This window comes from Collinsella aerofaciens (assembly GCF_039062315.1).
Lineage (GTDB): Bacteria > Actinomycetota > Coriobacteriia > Coriobacteriales > Coriobacteriaceae > Collinsella > Collinsella aerofaciens_BG.
Map to the genome: position 1 here is coordinate 26174 of NZ_JBCJBG010000017.1, position 15186 is coordinate 41359.

Consider the following 15186-nt stretch of genomic DNA (forward strand, 5'->3'; position numbering starts at 1 on the left):
TCGCCGGCATATGTCAACCGTTTACCGACGACTGGAACTGCGAAAAGACGTATTGATATGAAAACGTTTGACATATGAAAACGATTGACATATCTTGCCATTGTACCGAGTTAGTATGTCGTGGAAAGGAAGTCTCGGATGCACAAGGTGTATTACCAGCCTGAGGGAATTTGGGTAGGCGACATCATGCCGTACGGCGAGGACGGCACGTTCTATCTCTATCATCAGCGTGACACGCGTAACCCCGAACCTTTCGGAGAGCCGTTTGGCTGGGCACTCGCTACGACCAAGGATTTCGTCAACTACAAGGACTTTGGCGAGAGCCTTGAGCGCGGCGGCGACGAGGAAGTCGACCAGTACATTTATGCCGGCACGGTGTTTAAGGTGGGCGACAAGTACCATGCGCTCTACACTGGTTGCAATCGCGATAAGGTCCGCGCACGTTTGATGAAGCAGGTTCTTCTTCACGCAACGAGCGACGACGCCGTCAAGTGGGAGAAGAACATCGCCGAGACGCTGCTTCCGCCCCAGGAGGGTTACGATGACCGCAACTGGCGCGATCCCTTTGTGCTTTGGGATGAGGAGAACGAAGAGTACATGCTCATCCTCGGCACGCGTGTGGGCGAGGACAAGCGTCTGATGACCGGCCGCCTGGTCAAGTTCACCTCCAAGGATCTGACCAACTGGGAGTTCCAGGGCGACTGGTGGAACCCAGGCCTGTACACCATGTTTGAGATGCCTGATCTCTTTAAGATGGGCGACTGGTGGTACCTCGTCTTTTCCGAGTACAGCGACGGCAACAAGACCCGTTACCGCATGTCCAAGTCCATCAACGGTCCTTGGATTACCCCCGCTGACGACTCCTTCGACGGCCGCGCGTACTACGCCGCTCGCACCGCATTCGATGGCGAGCGTCGCGTTCTCTTTGGTTGGGTTCCTACGCGTGACGAGGGCGGCGACCCCAGCTCTTACCTGTGGGGTGGTACCTTCATGCCCCTCGAGATCGTTCAGCGTGCCGACGGAACGCTCGGCACCAAGCTTCCCGACAGCATGCTCGGCGCCTTTGGCGAGGGCAAGGCTGTCGAAGCCTTCGAGCTCTCCTGCGAGTCGGGCAAGGTCGAGCAGGTTTTGTCTGCAGACGCCGGCTCCACCTACTTGCTCGATACCGACATTGAGCTCGGCGGTAACGCTGCCGGCTTCTCGGTCAAGTTCGCCGAGGACGCCGAGACCGGTCTTGCCTATGAGTTCCGCGCCAACCTGCGCGAGGGCAAGCTCGAGTTCACGCCGGCTCCCCAGTACCCGTGGTTCCAGGTCAACAACATGGGCCTCGAGCGTCCGTTGTTCTTTAAGGGCGAGGGCACTCATCATGTGCGCCTGGTCGTTGACGACGATATCGCGACCATCTTTGTCGATGATGTTGCGCTCAACGCTCGCTTCTGCAACAAGCAGGGCCAGGGTGTGGCGCTTACCGTCACCGACGGTGCGCTCAAGTGCGCAAACGCAACGATCGCGTCTCTGTAGCGGCAACGAACCGTTTTATGATTTAGAAAAAGAATGGAGAGGAACATGGACTACAAGGCAGTGTCCCAGCAAGTCGTCGACAACGTCGGCGGACTGGAGAACATCGAGGGCGCCACGCATTGCGTGACCCGTCTGCGTCTGGTGCTCAAGGATACGAGCAAATACAACAAGGCCGAGCTCGAGAACATCGATGGCGTCAAGGGCGTGCTGTACAACAGCGGCCAGCTCATGATCATCTTCGGTACCGGTACCGTCAACAAGGTTTACGATGAGTTTATGGCTCTGACGGGCGTTAAGGAGATCAGCGCTTCCGAGGTCAAGGGCGCCGAGGCGGACAAGAAGGGCAAGTTCTTCTCGGTCCTCAAGGTATTCTCGGACATCTTTATCCCCATCATTCCCGCCTTCGTCGGCGCTGCAATCATCATCGGCCTTAAGTCGCTGATCGTTGCCAACGGCCTCTTCGGCATGGAGGGCAGCCTCGCCGATCACAGCGAGTTCCTCAAGAACCTCGCAAGCTTCTTTGCCATTATCGCCACCACCTTTGACTACCTGCCTGTCCTGGTTATGTACAGCGCGGTCAAGCGTTTTGGCGGCAACCCGATCCTGGGCATCCTCGTCGGTATCGTCATGGTTCACCCGAGTCTTATGAACCGTAACACGTTCGTTATGGACCCGACGGGTGCTGAGTACTGGAACTTCGGTCCGCTCTCCATTCCCATGGTTGCTTTCCAGGGCGGCGTGTTCCCCGCAATCCTGACCGCCTGGTTTATGGCCAAGGTCGAGAAGATTGCCCAGAAGTACATCCCCGAGGTCGTTTCGTTCGTCTTTGTCCCGACCGTTACCCTGATTCTTGCTAACGTTGCCCTGTTCACCGTGTTCGGCCCGCTCGGCAACCTGATCGGTGACGTCCTCGCCGGCGTAATCGATATCCTGTACAACAGGATGGGCGTCTTTGGTGCCTTTGTCTTCGCCGCGTTCCTGCAGCCGCTCGTCGTTACCGGTACGCATCAGTTCATCCAGGGTATCGAGGCCAACCTCGTTGCCACGACCGGCTTCAACTACATCCAGGCCATCTGGTCGGTTTCCATCATCGCCCAGGGCGGCGGCGCCATCGGCATGTACCTCATTCACAAGAAGCATTCCAAAGAGCGCAACATTTGCATGTCGTCCTTTATCCCGACGCTGGTCGGTATCTCCGAGCCTGCTATCTTCGCTGCAAACATGCGCTACTCGATTATTCCGTTCATCTGCGCATGCATCGGTGCAGGCTGCGGCGGTGCCTTCGTGAAACTCTTTGAGGTGCGCGCTATCGGTCAGGGTTTGACCGGCGTTCTCGGCCTGCTTATCGTCACGCCCGAGACCCTCGTGTGGTATGTGGCTGGCAATCTCATCGCCTTTATCGTGCCGATCGTCTTGATCTTTGCCTACAACAAGGCAAAGGGCGTTCCGACCACCGATGAAGAGGGCGCTGGCGCTGGCTTCGACGTTAGCTTCTAGTTGAGCCGTTCAGTGTAATCTGAGGATAAGTCCATTTGGGGAAGGGCGTTCGACTCGTGTGAGTCGAGCGTCCTTCCCCATAGACGAGAAAGTCAACGGCGATGTTTAATCAAAAAAATAAGGTGACACGCGCGGACTATGAGCAGTGGCGTGCCGGACAGGATGAGACGGCGGGTCGCATCGCGTCCGACCCCGATAGGCTCCTGTTCCATGTGGAGCCTGAGCTTGGCTGGCTCAACGACCCCAACGGTTTGGTTCAGATTGGTGATACGTATCACATCTATCATCAATACGATCCGTTCGATGCTGCGCATGGCGGTCCAGTGCTTTGGAACCATCTGACGACAAAGGATTTTGTGACGTACGAGAATCACGGCCCCGTGCTGTTCCCAGATTCCGATTTGGATTCGAGCGGAGCGTATTCTGGTTCTGCCTTTGTACGCGATGGCAAGATTCACTACTTCTATACCGGCAACGTCAAGCATTTTGACCGCGATGATTACGACTACGTGTTGACGGGCCGTGAGCAAAACCAGATTCATATGGTTGCCGAGAATCCCGACGAATTGGGCGAGAAGCGCATGGCTGTTGGACCAGTCGATTACCCCGACGATATCGGTACGCACGTGCGCGACCCCAAGATCCTTGAGCACGATGGTATCTACTACATGGTTCTGGGCGCTCGTACGAAAGCCGACCGTGGCTGCGTGCTTGTCTATACTTCGCGTGATTTAGGGGTCTGGAGCTATGCGACGCGCATTGAGCTGGACGAGAACTTTGGCTTTATGTGGGAGTGCCCCGATCTGTTTGAGCTCGATGGCGAGCTTATTCTCGTTTGCTGTCCGCAGGGTGTGCCTGCCGATGGTTGGCGTTACCGCAATCCGCATCAGTGCGTGTGGTTCCCCATCGAGGCCGATTGGGAGGCGCCGAGCTTTAAAATCGTCGGGCAGGGCATGCCCCCGATGGTCGATGCCGGTTTTGATTTCTATGCTCCGCAGTCCTTTGAGGATGCTGCAGGCCGGCGTTTGATGATCGGATGGTCGGGTTGCCCCGACGCGACGGCAGAAAACCCGACGGTGGCGCGCGGGTGGCAGTGCGCGTTGACGGTGCCGCGAGAGCTGAGCATGCGCGATGGTAAGCTCTGCCAGCAGCCGGCGCACGAGATTGAGAGGATGCGCGGCGACTGCGTTCGCGCGACAGGCGGTGAAACCGTTGAGGAGCCGGGCCGCCTGTTTGATGTTGTGGTTTCCTGTGAGGGCGCCAAGATGGTCGAGCTCGAAATCCGCAAGGGTGTCTTTGTGCGCTATGCAGACGGGATGCTTACCCTCGACATGGGTGACGAAGGCTATGGGCGCGACCAGAGGTCGATCGAGCTCAGCGAGCTTCGCGACCTGCGCGTGCTTTCGGACACTACGATGGTCGAGATTTTTGCAAATGGCGGCGAGGCGGCACTTACGAGCCGTACCTATTCGCCGGCGGTTCCGGCGATGGGGTTGCATGCCGAGAGTGCGGCGTCGATGGATTTCTACCGCCTCGCGCATTAACCATGCGTGAGGCACGATTGGACTTGCTGGGCGGAATGTGTTGCAGTTGCCGCAGCGAACTACCGTTTATCGCGTATAGCTACCGTTTGCGGGATAAGTAACACTCATTTATAAACCGTGTAAAATCTCAGCCAAGCACGGAGTTTTCTAGGGAGACGCTGTCCTTTGTTATGTGCAAGGGACGGCGTCTCTTTGGCGCTTGGACGCCGTTGTGCAACAGTGCGGCGGCGCGTGCCATGTATTGAAAAACCAATGTCGAGATGGGTCGTGATAAGAATGGGCAAGTACGTAATCGTGGTTGAATCTGGTTCGGATGTGACGCCAGAGCTCTGCGAACGCTACGGCATCGTGCGCGTGCCCATGCATGTCACGATTGGTGACGAGACCGTCGAGGACGGCTCGATCGATCCGCTCGAGATTTATTCGCGCTGCAACGAGTTTGGCGTGATGCCCAAGACCAGTGGCTGCGCACCGGCAGATTTCTCCCGTGTGTACGACCGCATTCACGCCGAGCAGCCCGACGCGACTATTCTGCATCTCGCGTATTCCGAGGCCACGACCTGCTCGCATCAGTCCTCAAAGATTGCGGCCCAGGGGCGCGACTACGTGTTCTCCATGGACACGCGCTTTGTCTCGGTGGGCCAGTCGCTCGTTGTCGTCGAGACCGCCAAATACATCGAGGCTCACCCCGATGCCACCGTCGACGAGATCTTTGCATTTACGAACTCCGTCATGGACCGCGTGCTGTTGGGCTTTGTTCCTACGGACCTTGCCTTCCTTAAGGCGGGCGGTCGCTTGTCCAACGTCGCGTTCCTAGGCGCCCATCTGCTCAAGATTAAGCCCTGCATTGAGGTGACGGGCGGCAAGTTCGTGGCGACCAAGAAGTTCCGCGGCTCTATGCTCAAGTGCGCCCGCGCCTTTATTGACCACATGGTTGCCAAGGGCGAGATCGACTACTCGCACATTGGCCTGGCGTATTCGGTGGGCCTTTCCCAGGAGCTGCGCGACGACATGGAGGTCTATGCGCATGACCTGGGCTTTAAGGATATTACCTGGACTCAGGTTGGCGGTGTCATCTCGAGCCATTGCGGCCCGACCGCCTTCGGTGCGGTGCTCACGCTTAAGGCGTAAGGCCTGGCGTCTATCGATTTCTATTGCCTCGGCGACGGGCGGGTTGTGACAACCTTCCCGCCGCTTTTGCGTGAAGTAAAATAGGACGACCTAATTGACCCCTAAACCGTTTTGCCATCATGCGTATGGGCTAGAATGGCTCTGACATTTATGTAACTAAAACCAATGAGAGGCAAGGTAGCGGGAATGGCTGAGATGACGCTCGAGGGTGTGGACGCTCGTCCCGAGGACTCTGCGTTTGCCCTGGGCCGCGTGCATTCGATTGAGACGATGGGTACGGTCGACGGTCCCGGCATCCGCTTTGTGGTGTTTGTTCAGGGCTGCCCCATGCGCTGTGCGTATTGCCACAATCCCGATACCTGGTCTGTTAACGGCGGCACGATGGTGACCGTCGAGCACCTCATGGACGAGTTCCAGAGCAACCATGAGTTCTATCGCAGCGGCGGCATTACGGTTTCGGGTGGCGAGCCGCTCCTCCAGCCCGAGTTTTTGGCCGATCTGTTCCGTGCAATGCACAACAATTCAGATGGTCGCGTGCATACCTGCCTTGACAGCTGCGGATATGCGTTTGACCCCAACCACCCCGAGAAGTTCGATGCCGTTCTCAGCGAGACCGACATGGTGCTGCTCGACATCAAACATGCCGATCCGGCTGAGCATAAAAAGCTGACCGGCTGCGATCCCGCACGCATTCTGGCGTTTGGCGATGAGCTGGCGCGTCGCAAGATTAAGGTCGTTATCCGTCACGTGGTAGTGCCGGGCATTACCGACACGGTGGAGGAGTGCGAGGCACTCGGTCGCCTGATCGCTCCATGGCACAACGTGGTGGGTTTGGAGATGCTGCCGTATCACACGATGGGTGTCGTCAAGTACGAGCAACTGGGCATTCCCTATAAGCTCGAGGGCGTGCCCCAGATGGATACCGCGCGCATGCCCGAGCTGCGCAACGCCGTCATGACGGGCATGAAAAAGCGCCGCGCGGAACTCAAAAACGCCATCGGCTAGCGAGCCATATTCGCTCCCCAAAGGCACTCATTGGGGACAGACTTAAATGAGTGCCCCTGGGCACCAAGTTGATTGTCAAAGAGCCCCGTCATGTTGCGGTGGAATAGTTCTTGTTTTTCGGCTTATGCCGCCCAAATAGGAACTATTCCACCGCAACTGCGTTTTGGGCGGAGATGCGCAACAGAATTGTGCCATTTGGATAAATACGCTTGTGGTTTCTTTAAAGACGCCTTAAACGCCGCTGAATATCTTTGGAAAGAAATGCCTGCTCGGTATTATGCTGCTCATATATGAACGGTAGCAGTCAGGAGACCACGTGCGAAACAACGCATCGCGGGACGAGTATATGCCGCAGCATAGCAGCAGATATGAGACGAAGGGCACGTCTTCGCGTGGCCTTGCCGACGCTCGCGTCCGCGTGACGAAGATTGCCGCCATTGGGATGCTAACGTTGGCGATTATTATCCTCGGAATTACCGCCAAAACCTACGCGTCGGAGCGAATGGCACACTCAGATGCGTCAACGGTACAGACGCAAAACGAGAAGGTTTCAAAGTCCAAAGCGTCGGCAGATCTCAAGACGAGACTTTCGAAGGCGGACTTCAACGATATCCCTTCGGGTGATACCGTTCAGGCCTTCTCGTTGGTGGATAACAAGACTCCTACCTTGGAGGATGAGAGCCTTGCCTTGCTCCAGGATGCCCTGAGTCGGGCGCAGGAGCTAGGCGATGTGGGTGTGGTGTTCTACGACCTGTCAAGCGGCAAGGGCGTGACGTATAACCCCGATGTCGAGGTTTACGGTGCGAGTAGCTATAAGGCGCTCTATGCGTTGTACATCTGCGAATCTCTGGTCGAGACGGGTCAGGTTTCACTCGATGATTCCCTTGGCACCTATGGTGGCTACAACATGGGTTGGCAGACGGTGCGCGACCTGATCGAGGCCGCGATCGTTAATTCGGACAACGATTCGTTTATTGCGTTACGCGCGGCGTTTGACCGTGTCGGTTACGAGGATTGGATTGCCAGTCTTGGCATCGATTACGATACCGCACTCGATCCAATGAGTGATTTTCCCACCTATTGCCCGCGCACCTCGGCCAAATTGTGGCGCGAGATGAGCGAGTATTTGAGCCGTGATACCGAGACGTCGCAATGGCTATCGGATCTTCTGGCCTCTACGACTCGATCGTTTATTCGTAATGGCATTGCGGACGACCAAGCCCTGGTACGCAACAAGGCAGGCTGGATTAGCGAGGATGGTTGCTATTCGACATGCGATGCGTGCCTCATCGATGTCGATGGCGACACCTACATTATGAGCATCATGACATCGATGCCATGGAGCGATCGCTCGAGCGAGCTGGTGGCTGCGATTGCTAAGACATTCTTTGATACCCGAGCTGCGCTGGCCTAACGTGTTCGTTTGACGAGGTCAAACAAAATGCTGGTACCATACCGTGGTTGAGAATTTCGAATAGGTTTGGGGAATGGCATGGCTACCATCGCGATTATCGGTGCGCTCGAAAAAGAGATCATGCAGATTAAGGAAGAGTTGGGCAACGTTTGCATGGTACAGGAGGCGGGCTTGAACGTTGTGACCGGCGGGCTCGACGGCCTGTCGATTGTCGCCACGACGGCGGGTATGGGCACGGTAAACGCTGCCGCCGCAACACAGCACCTCATTAGCAAGTATGCTCCACAGGCAGTTGTGTTTTCTGGTATCGCAGGTGGCCTGAATCCCAAGCTCCATATCGACGATGTCGTCATTGGCAAATGCCTGCGCTATCTAGATACCGATACCGCGCTTATCGCCGAGTCTGCACCGGGGCTCGAGGAGTTTGTCTCGACGCCTGCGCTGGTCGATATTGCCGCCGATGTGCTTTCTGAGCGTGGCTTTGTTGATGCTTCGACAAATGCGACCGCTTCGAACGAGGGCGCAAAGCAGTTCCTGGTCGGCACGATTGCCACGGGTAACCGCTTTGTGACGGGCGCCGCTATGCGCAATGATGCCATCGAGGCGACGCATGCCGATTGTGTCGGCATGGAGGGCGCGGCAATTGCCCATGTCGCAACCAAAAATGGTGTCGATTGCCTGGTGCTGCGTGCTATCAGCGATAATTGTGACGAGGCGTATGATGCGATTTGCGACCGCGAGTTCGATTTGTTCGAGTATGCGCGTGCCGCAAGCGATATCACGCTCGATATCGTTCGACGCATTGCCGCTGCGCAATAGCGCGTTTTTTGCAAGATCCTACGACCAAGGAGTGTCCATGGCCGATTCCATTAACTACCAGCTTGCCAAGTTCGTCGCCAGCTACGGCAAGGTTTCGCAGATCCCCGAGTCCACCTGTCCCGAGGTGAGCTTCGTTGGCCGCTCAAATGTGGGCAAGTCGTCCATCATGAACAAGCTCTTTGGCCGCAAGAACCTGGTGAAGGTTTCGAGCACGCCGGGCAAGACGAGCAACATCAATTTCTTCGAGGCCGACGACGTGCATTTTGTGGACCTGCCGGGCTACGGTTTCGCCCGTCGTTCCAAGGCCGAGCGCGACCGCTGGGCCGAGCTCATCGGCGACTTCTTCGACTCCGAGCGCAGCTTTAACTTGGTTGTGTCGCTAGTGGACATTCGCCATGACCCCAGTAAGCTCGACCATGACATGATCGACTACCTGCAGGGCAACGAGTTCAACTTTATCGTCTGCCTCACCAAGGCCGACAAGCTCAGCCGCACCCAGCAGGCCCGCCAGGCAGCAGCCATCAAAAAACAGCTCAACGTTCCGGCCGAGAACGTGATCATCACAAGCTCCCAGACCGGTATCGGCATCGATGAACTAAAAAAGCGCATCGCCGAGGCCTGCCTCTAGCAAGTGCTCCTTACCAGCAAGAGCCCCTGCCAATAAAAATCAACTATCAGCTCGGCGCCCCTTCAAAGCGTGGGTCCCTGTAGACATCCTCAGCAAGGTAGGCGCAGGGACGGTCGGGATGTTCCCTCAAAATCATTCCGCAGCGCGAAGGCCCCTTGTCCGTCGCTCCGTAGGAGCAGGGCAAGGGGCCTTCATGCGCGAGGACGATTTTGAGGGAACATCCCGACCGTCCCGGACAGGTATATGGGGAGGATGTCTACAGGTACTCGATTTGAGCGCCCTCGGTGTCGCACGTCAGAATGTGCGTGTCACACTTAGGGAACTGCTCGCGCAGCTTGACCTGCAGGAACTTTGCCACGATGGTGTCGTCGGTTACAGCCATGAGGGTCGAGCCCGAGCCGCTAATCCAGATGGTCTTAGCGCCGCCGTTAAGGCAAGTGTCGCGCACGGCATTGTAGTCGGGAATCAGGCGGCGACGATAGGGCTCCTGGATGCGGTCGTCATTAGCGGCGGCAATCAGGTCCAGGTCACCAGTCTCCAAGCCGCGCGTCATGCCGGCGATGCGGCCCATCTGCCACACGGCGGTGGAGAGTGGAATCTCCTGCGGTACGACCTTGCGTGCCTCGCTCGTGTGCACCTCGTAAGGTGGAATCACGGTAATAAAATGCAAACGATCGCTCACCTCGTAGCGCAGGCACTGGGGGAGCGAATCGGTCGGCGTAAAGGAGCAGACGGCGCCGCCCAGGATAGCGGGGGCGACGTTATCGGGATGGCCCTCGACCTCGGTGGCAATGCGGACGAGCTCGGCGCGGTCGACGGTGTGGCCCGTCAACGCGGCGGCTGCCATAATGCCGGCGACGACGCAGGTGGAGCTGGAGCCCAGGCCGCGGGCGACGGGAACGTCAGTCTGAATGTCGATGGCGACGGGGAAGGCCGGCTCGCCCCATGCGGCCAGTGCATCCACAAAGCTCACGTAGACTAGGTTGTTCTCGTTTTGGAACTCTTCGGGGCATCCGGTGATGGTGAGTTTGTCGGCGCGCTCGAAGGTGAAGTGCGAGTAGAGGCTGACGGCCATGCCGAGGGTGTCGTAGCCGATGCCTAGGTTGGCGCTGGTTGCTGGGACGGTGATTTTGATCATGTGGGTCCTCCTGGGCGGGTCTGGCCGTTTAGTTCGCTGCTCGGGCAGTCCTGCGCAAGACGGAAAGCACATTAAGTGCTTTCCTTTGCGTGCGGAACTCACGACGAACTAAACAGCCAGGCACGCTGTGCGCGTTCGTCATCATCCCGAGGGTTATCTGATGAAAGAAGGTGCGCCGGCTTTCGCCGGCGCTTAATAAGGGATCTAGTTGGTGCTCATTCGTTTTGCTGCGGACTCGACGTAGCTGGCCATTTCGTCGACGTCACAGACGTCTTCGAAGCGGACAGGTTTGGACTCGAGCTCGGCGAGCTGGGTCGGGGCGACCGTGTTGGTGGCCTGCTCGAGCACGCGCATAGCCTCAAAATCGTCCTCGGGAACGTTGAGGCCCAGGGCATCGCAGCAGGCGCGCGGGAACTTGTAGGGGCTGGCGGTCGAAAGCAGCACGCGGGCCTTGGCGCCCTCGGCGGGAGCGACCTTTTCAAAGACGTGATAGCCGCAAGCGGTGTGCGGGTCGATCACGTAGCCGTTGGCGTCCCAGCAACTCTTGATGGCAGCGCGGACCTCGTCCTCGCTGGCCCAGCCGCAGCCAAAGACGCTCTGAATCTTGGCCAGCAGCTCGGCGGGCACCTCGTAGCGACCAGTCTGTGCCAGCTGCTCCATAAGGCCGGCAACGAGCTCGCAGTCGCCGTCGGACAGGAAGTAGAGCATGCGCTCGAGGTTGGAGCTGATGAGGATGTCCATCGACGGCGAAATGGTCGTGAAGAACGGGCGGTTGCGGTCGTAGACGCCGGTGGTCAGGAAGTCGGCAAGCACGTTGTTCTTGTCGCTCGCGACGATGAGCTTGGCGACGGGCAGGCCCATGCGCTTGGCGTAGTAGCCGGCCAAGATATCGCCAAAGTTGCCGGTGGGCACACAGAACTCTACGGCGTCGCCAGCCTCGATAGCGCCGGCGCGCAGCAGCTGCGCATAGGCGGCAAAGTAGTAGACAACCTGCGGTACCAGACGGCCGACATTGATAGAGTTGGCGCTCGAAAGCACCGTGCCGGCGGCTTCCAGACGCTCGGCAAGCTCCTTATCGGCAAAGATGCGCTTGACGGCGCTCTGGGCGTCGTCAAAGTTGCCGCGGATGCCGCAGACGGCGACGTTGTCGCCCTCCTGCGTGGACATCTGCAGGTTCTGGACGTGGCTGACCTTGCCCTCGGGATAAAAGACGGTGATGCCCGTGCCCGGAGCGTCGGCAAAACCGGCGAGTGCGGCCTTGCCCGTGTCGCCCGACGTGGCGGTGACGATCATGATGCGCTCAGCGCCGCCGTCCTTGGCGGAAGTGCGGGCCATGAGGCGGGGGAGCATCTGTAGGGCGACGTCCTTGAAGGCGCTTGTGGGGCCGCCAAAGAGCTCCATCACATAGGTCTGAGGGGCGTCAGCACCCGGCGCTGCGTCGAGTTTGACGAGCGGCGTAACCTCTTCACTCGCGAACGTGCCGCGGTATGCCTCGTCGACACACGCCGAAATTTCTTCGGCCGTGTAATCATTCAGTAACATTCCCAACACATCTTGAGCGATTTCAAAGTACGATTTATCTGCAAGCGAGCTGATATCGACCTGCTGGGTGCCAAGCTCGTCCGAGACAAACAAACCCCCGTCGGGAGCGATGCCGGTGCGGATTGCCACCTTACTTGAGCACGATAAAGTGCGTCCTCGTGTACTATGATAAGTTCCCATATAACACTGCTCCTCGGATGCCTTGGTCCCAATCGGTGAAACCATGGTATCAGAGCGCGCAAAATAGGTTCGCAGAGGCTTTTTAGAAAGGTAACCTCCAGCCCATGATTAAGATTGCCAAGTTTGGCGGCTCGTCGGTCGCCGACGCCGAACACTTTAAGAAGATCAAGGCCATCGTCGATGCCGACCCGGCTCGCCGTTTTGTGGTGGTTTCCGCCTGTGGTCGCCGCTTTAAGGGCGACACCAAGGTGACCGACCTGCTCTACCTGGTTAACGCGCACGTTAAGTACCACGTGTCGTGCGAGGAGCTGCTCGAGGACATCGGCCAGCGCTATTTTGATATCGCTGACGAGCTGGAGCTCACCTATCCCATCCGTGAGGAGTTCGCGGCTTTTGCCGAGCGCGCCCGCTCGGGCGGTTACTCCACCGAGGAGCTCGTGAGCCGCGGCGAGTACTTCACCGCTCGCCTGATGGCTGAGTACCTGGGCCTACCGTTCCTGGACGCCGCGACGGTTGTGGCGTTCCATCACGACGGTACGCTCAGCATGAACCGCACCTCCGAGCTGGTGCAAGAGTACGGTCAGCAGGGCGGCTTCGTTATGCCTGGCTTCTACGGCGCGACGCGCGAGGGCCAGATCAAGCTGCTCGACCGTGGCGGCGGCGACATTTCCGGCTCGATCCTGGCCAAGTGCCTAGGCGCCGACCTGTACGAGAACTGGACCGACGTTTCGGGCTTCTATTCTGCCGATCCTCGCATTGTGCCCGAGGCTCAGCCCATTGCGCGCGTTACCTACGAGGAGCTGCGCGAGCTTTCGTACATGGGCGCAAGCGTCCTGCACGAGGAGGCCGTGTTCCCTGTGCGTGAGGCGGGAATTCCGCTGGTCATCAAGAACACCAATGCGCCGCAGGACCCCGGCACCATCATTAGCGAGACGGCTGATGAGGGCGAGGCGGAGCCCATCATTACCGGCGTGACCGGCAAGCGCGGCTTTGTCGCCATCAACGTCGCCCGCGACCGCACCAAGCCCCGTGTTGGCTTTATGCGCCGTGCGCTTTCGGTGTTCGAACGCTATGACGTCTCCGTCGAGCACATGCCCACCGGTGTCGACCGCTTTGGCGCCGTGGTGCAGGAGCAGGATGTGCACGACTCGCTGTACTCGCTCGTGGGCGACATTCAGCAGGAGGTCGAGCCGCTCGAGATCGAGGTCGTCGAGGGCCTGGCGCTTATCGCGACCGTCGGCCGTAACCTGCGCGGGCGCGCAGGTATTTCGGGTCACCTGTTTGGCATGCTTGGCCAGGCCGGCGTGAGCGTGCGTATGATTTCGCAGAGCTGTGACGAGATCAACATCATTATCGGTGTCGAGGAGAAGGACTTCGACCTAGCGATTCAGACCATTTACCGTGCCTTCTCCGACGAAAACGGCATTGTGAAGGTCTCCGACCTGGAGGCTCCCGCGCCGGTCGATCCCGCCCTGGTCGCGCTCCACAAGTAGCTGCCATCCCGTTGATTTTTTGGGACATGTCTCAAAAATCTACGGCGGGGCGTTTCGTTTCGGTTTCGTTTCGACGGGGCGGGTTTCGTGCCCGCCCCGTTCTTGTATACACTGGCAACAATAATCGGCCTGCTCGGCGTTCGGGCAAAAGCCACAACCTTTAAAGGGGGAAGCATGAAACAGTACACGGTTGCTATTTTGGGCGCGACGGGAGCTGTAGGCACCCAGATGCTCGAGTGCCTCAACGAGCAGGAGTTTCCGGTCGGTAAGCTCAAGCTGCTGGCGAGCGCGCGCTCTGCGGGCAAGACCGTTGAGTTCCGCGGCGAGCAAATCGTGATCGAAGAGGCTTGCCCCGAGGCCTTTGAGGGCTGCGATATTGTGCTCGGAGCCGCCGGCGACGATATCGCGAAGGAGCTGCTGCCCGAGGCCGTCAAGCGCGGCGCTGTCGTGGTCGACAACAGCCATGCCTTCCGCATGGATCCCGAGGTGCCGCTGGTCGTACCCGAGATCAATGCCGACGATATCAAGTGGCATCACGGCCTTATCGCCAACCCCAACTGCGCGACCATTATCGGCCTGGTTCCCACCTGGCCGCTGCATCAGCTCGCCGGCGTGAAGCGCATGATCGTCTCGACGTACCAGGCGGCTTCGGGCGCTGGCGCTCCCGGTATGGCCGAGCTCGAGGCCCAGCTGGCCGCCCTGGGCCGTGGCGAGGAGATTCCCGAGCCGCGCGCTTTTGCCGCCCAGCTGGCGAGCAACCTGATTCCGCAGATTGGCGGCGTCAAGGAGGAGGGCTTTACCTCCGAGGAGATGAAGCTGCAAAACGAGGGCCGCAAGATTATGCACCTGCCCGAGCTGCGCGTGAACTGCACCTGCGTGCGCGTTCCTGTGCTGCGTTCGCACTCCGAGAGCATTACGCTCGAGTTTGAGCGCGATATAACGGTTGAGGAGGCCCGTGCTGCGCTGGCTGCCGCTCCCGGCGTCAAGCTGGTTGACGATATGGCTGCCGAGGATGCGCACGATCGCTTCCCCATGCCGATGGACACCTCCGACCAGGACCTGATTTGGGTCGGCCGCGTGCGTCGCGACATCTCGAACCCCGAGGCTGCGCGTGGCATCACCTTCTGGTGCTGCGGCGACCAAATCCGTAAGGGCGCGGCAACCAACGCCGTCCAGATCGCTAAGCTGCTCTGCGAGTAGTGTGACCTGTCCGGCGGGGGCCGGGCTTAGTTTTCAGAACACTCCGCAGACCAGTGTGGCGCCTTGTCCGCGGC

The 15186-nt window shown here is 58.6% G+C and carries 12 protein-coding genes; 10 read left to right on the forward strand and 2 right to left on the reverse strand.

Annotation, left to right across the window (positions count from 1 at the left end):
* Nucleotides 1–138 precede the first annotated feature (138 nt).
* The 8 genes from ABCP74_RS08075 to yihA all read left to right on the forward strand — a co-directional run bounded on the left by ABCP74_RS08075 (nt 139) and on the right by yihA (nt 9559).
* A complete protein-coding gene (locus tag ABCP74_RS08075) occupies nt 139–1521 on the forward strand; it encodes a family 43 glycosylhydrolase (RefSeq protein WP_343001502.1) in 1383 nt (460 codons plus the stop codon).
* 45 nt (nt 1522–1566) lie between these two features.
* On the forward strand, nt 1567–3018 hold the full coding sequence (locus tag ABCP74_RS08080) for a PTS transporter subunit EIIC (RefSeq protein ID WP_052044095.1): 1452 nt from the start codon (nt 1567–1569) through the stop codon (nt 3016–3018).
* A 101-nt stretch (nt 3019–3119) separates the two neighbouring features.
* On the forward strand, nt 3120–4562 hold the full coding sequence (locus tag ABCP74_RS08085; RefSeq protein ID WP_343001504.1) for a glycoside hydrolase family 32 protein: 1443 nt from the start codon (nt 3120–3122) through the stop codon (nt 4560–4562).
* Nucleotides 4563–4838: 276 nt separating this feature from the next.
* Entirely contained in the window at nt 4839–5693 is an 855-nt protein-coding gene (locus ABCP74_RS08090; protein ID WP_233503811.1) for a DegV family protein, read from the forward strand.
* Nucleotides 5694–5879: 186 nt separating this feature from the next.
* Nucleotides 5880–6698, forward strand: a complete 819-nt coding sequence (pflA, locus tag ABCP74_RS08095) for a pyruvate formate-lyase-activating protein (protein WP_343001505.1) — start codon at nt 5880–5882, stop codon at nt 6696–6698.
* 502 nt (nt 6699–7200) lie between these two features.
* Nucleotides 7201–8112 (forward strand): serine hydrolase, encoded by a 912-nt coding sequence (locus tag ABCP74_RS08100; RefSeq protein WP_343001506.1) that lies wholly within the window; start codon nt 7201–7203, stop codon nt 8110–8112.
* Between the two features lie 78 nt (nt 8113–8190).
* Entirely contained in the window at nt 8191–8931 is a 741-nt protein-coding gene (gene mtnN, locus ABCP74_RS08105; protein ID WP_343001507.1) for a 5'-methylthioadenosine/S-adenosylhomocysteine nucleosidase, read from the forward strand.
* A gap of 37 nt (nt 8932–8968) precedes the next feature.
* Nucleotides 8969–9559, forward strand: coding sequence for a ribosome biogenesis GTP-binding protein YihA/YsxC (gene yihA / locus ABCP74_RS08110; RefSeq protein WP_343001509.1), 591 nt, complete (start codon nt 8969–8971; stop codon nt 9557–9559).
* Nucleotides 9560–9815: 256 nt separating this feature from the next.
* Here the strand turns inward: yihA and thrB are convergent, their stop codons facing one another.
* Both thrB and thrC read right to left on the reverse strand, forming a co-directional pair.
* Nucleotides 9816–10697: a homoserine kinase gene (thrB, locus tag ABCP74_RS08115; RefSeq protein ID WP_343001510.1), complete on the reverse strand. Its 882-nt coding sequence runs from the start codon at nt 10695–10697 to the stop codon at nt 9816–9818.
* Between the two features lie 204 nt (nt 10698–10901).
* On the reverse strand, nt 10902–12419 hold the full coding sequence (gene thrC, locus ABCP74_RS08120) for a threonine synthase (protein WP_117766540.1): 1518 nt from the start codon (nt 12417–12419) through the stop codon (nt 10902–10904).
* Nucleotides 12420–12523: 104 nt separating this feature from the next.
* Between thrC and ABCP74_RS08125 the strand changes: the two genes are divergently transcribed.
* Both ABCP74_RS08125 and ABCP74_RS08130 read left to right on the forward strand, forming a co-directional pair.
* A complete protein-coding gene (locus tag ABCP74_RS08125) occupies nt 12524–13912 on the forward strand; it encodes an aspartate kinase (protein WP_117766542.1) in 1389 nt (462 codons plus the stop codon).
* 174 nt (nt 13913–14086) lie between these two features.
* Nucleotides 14087–15112: an aspartate-semialdehyde dehydrogenase gene (locus ABCP74_RS08130; RefSeq protein ID WP_117766544.1), complete on the forward strand. Its 1026-nt coding sequence runs from the start codon at nt 14087–14089 to the stop codon at nt 15110–15112.
* The last annotated feature ends 74 nt before the right edge of the window (nt 15113–15186 follow it).

Bases quoted from the DNA above. Each gene is read 5' to 3' on its own strand.
- ABCP74_RS08075 (WP_343001502.1), top strand. From the start codon at position 139: ATGCACAAGGTGTATTACCAGCCTGAGGGAATTTGGGTAGGCGACATC.
- ABCP74_RS08080 (WP_052044095.1), top strand. From the start codon at position 1,567: ATGGACTACAAGGCAGTGTCCCAGCAAGTCGTCGACAACGTCGGCGGA.
- ABCP74_RS08085 (WP_343001504.1), top strand. From the start codon at position 3,120: ATGTTTAATCAAAAAAATAAGGTGACACGCGCGGACTATGAGCAGTGG.
- ABCP74_RS08090 (WP_233503811.1), top strand. From the start codon at position 4,839: ATGGGCAAGTACGTAATCGTGGTTGAATCTGGTTCGGATGTGACGCCA.
- pflA (WP_343001505.1), top strand. From the start codon at position 5,880: ATGGCTGAGATGACGCTCGAGGGTGTGGACGCTCGTCCCGAGGACTCT.
- ABCP74_RS08100 (WP_343001506.1), top strand. From the start codon at position 7,201: ATGGCACACTCAGATGCGTCAACGGTACAGACGCAAAACGAGAAGGTT.
- mtnN (WP_343001507.1), top strand. From the start codon at position 8,191: ATGGCTACCATCGCGATTATCGGTGCGCTCGAAAAAGAGATCATGCAG.
- yihA (WP_343001509.1), top strand. From the start codon at position 8,969: ATGGCCGATTCCATTAACTACCAGCTTGCCAAGTTCGTCGCCAGCTAC.
- thrB (WP_343001510.1), bottom strand. From the start codon at position 10,697: ATGATCAAAATCACCGTCCCAGCAACCAGCGCCAACCTAGGCATCGGC.
- thrC (WP_117766540.1), bottom strand. From the start codon at position 12,419: ATGGGAACTTATCATAGTACACGAGGACGCACTTTATCGTGCTCAAGT.
- ABCP74_RS08125 (WP_117766542.1), top strand. From the start codon at position 12,524: ATGATTAAGATTGCCAAGTTTGGCGGCTCGTCGGTCGCCGACGCCGAA.
- ABCP74_RS08130 (WP_117766544.1), top strand. From the start codon at position 14,087: ATGAAACAGTACACGGTTGCTATTTTGGGCGCGACGGGAGCTGTAGGC.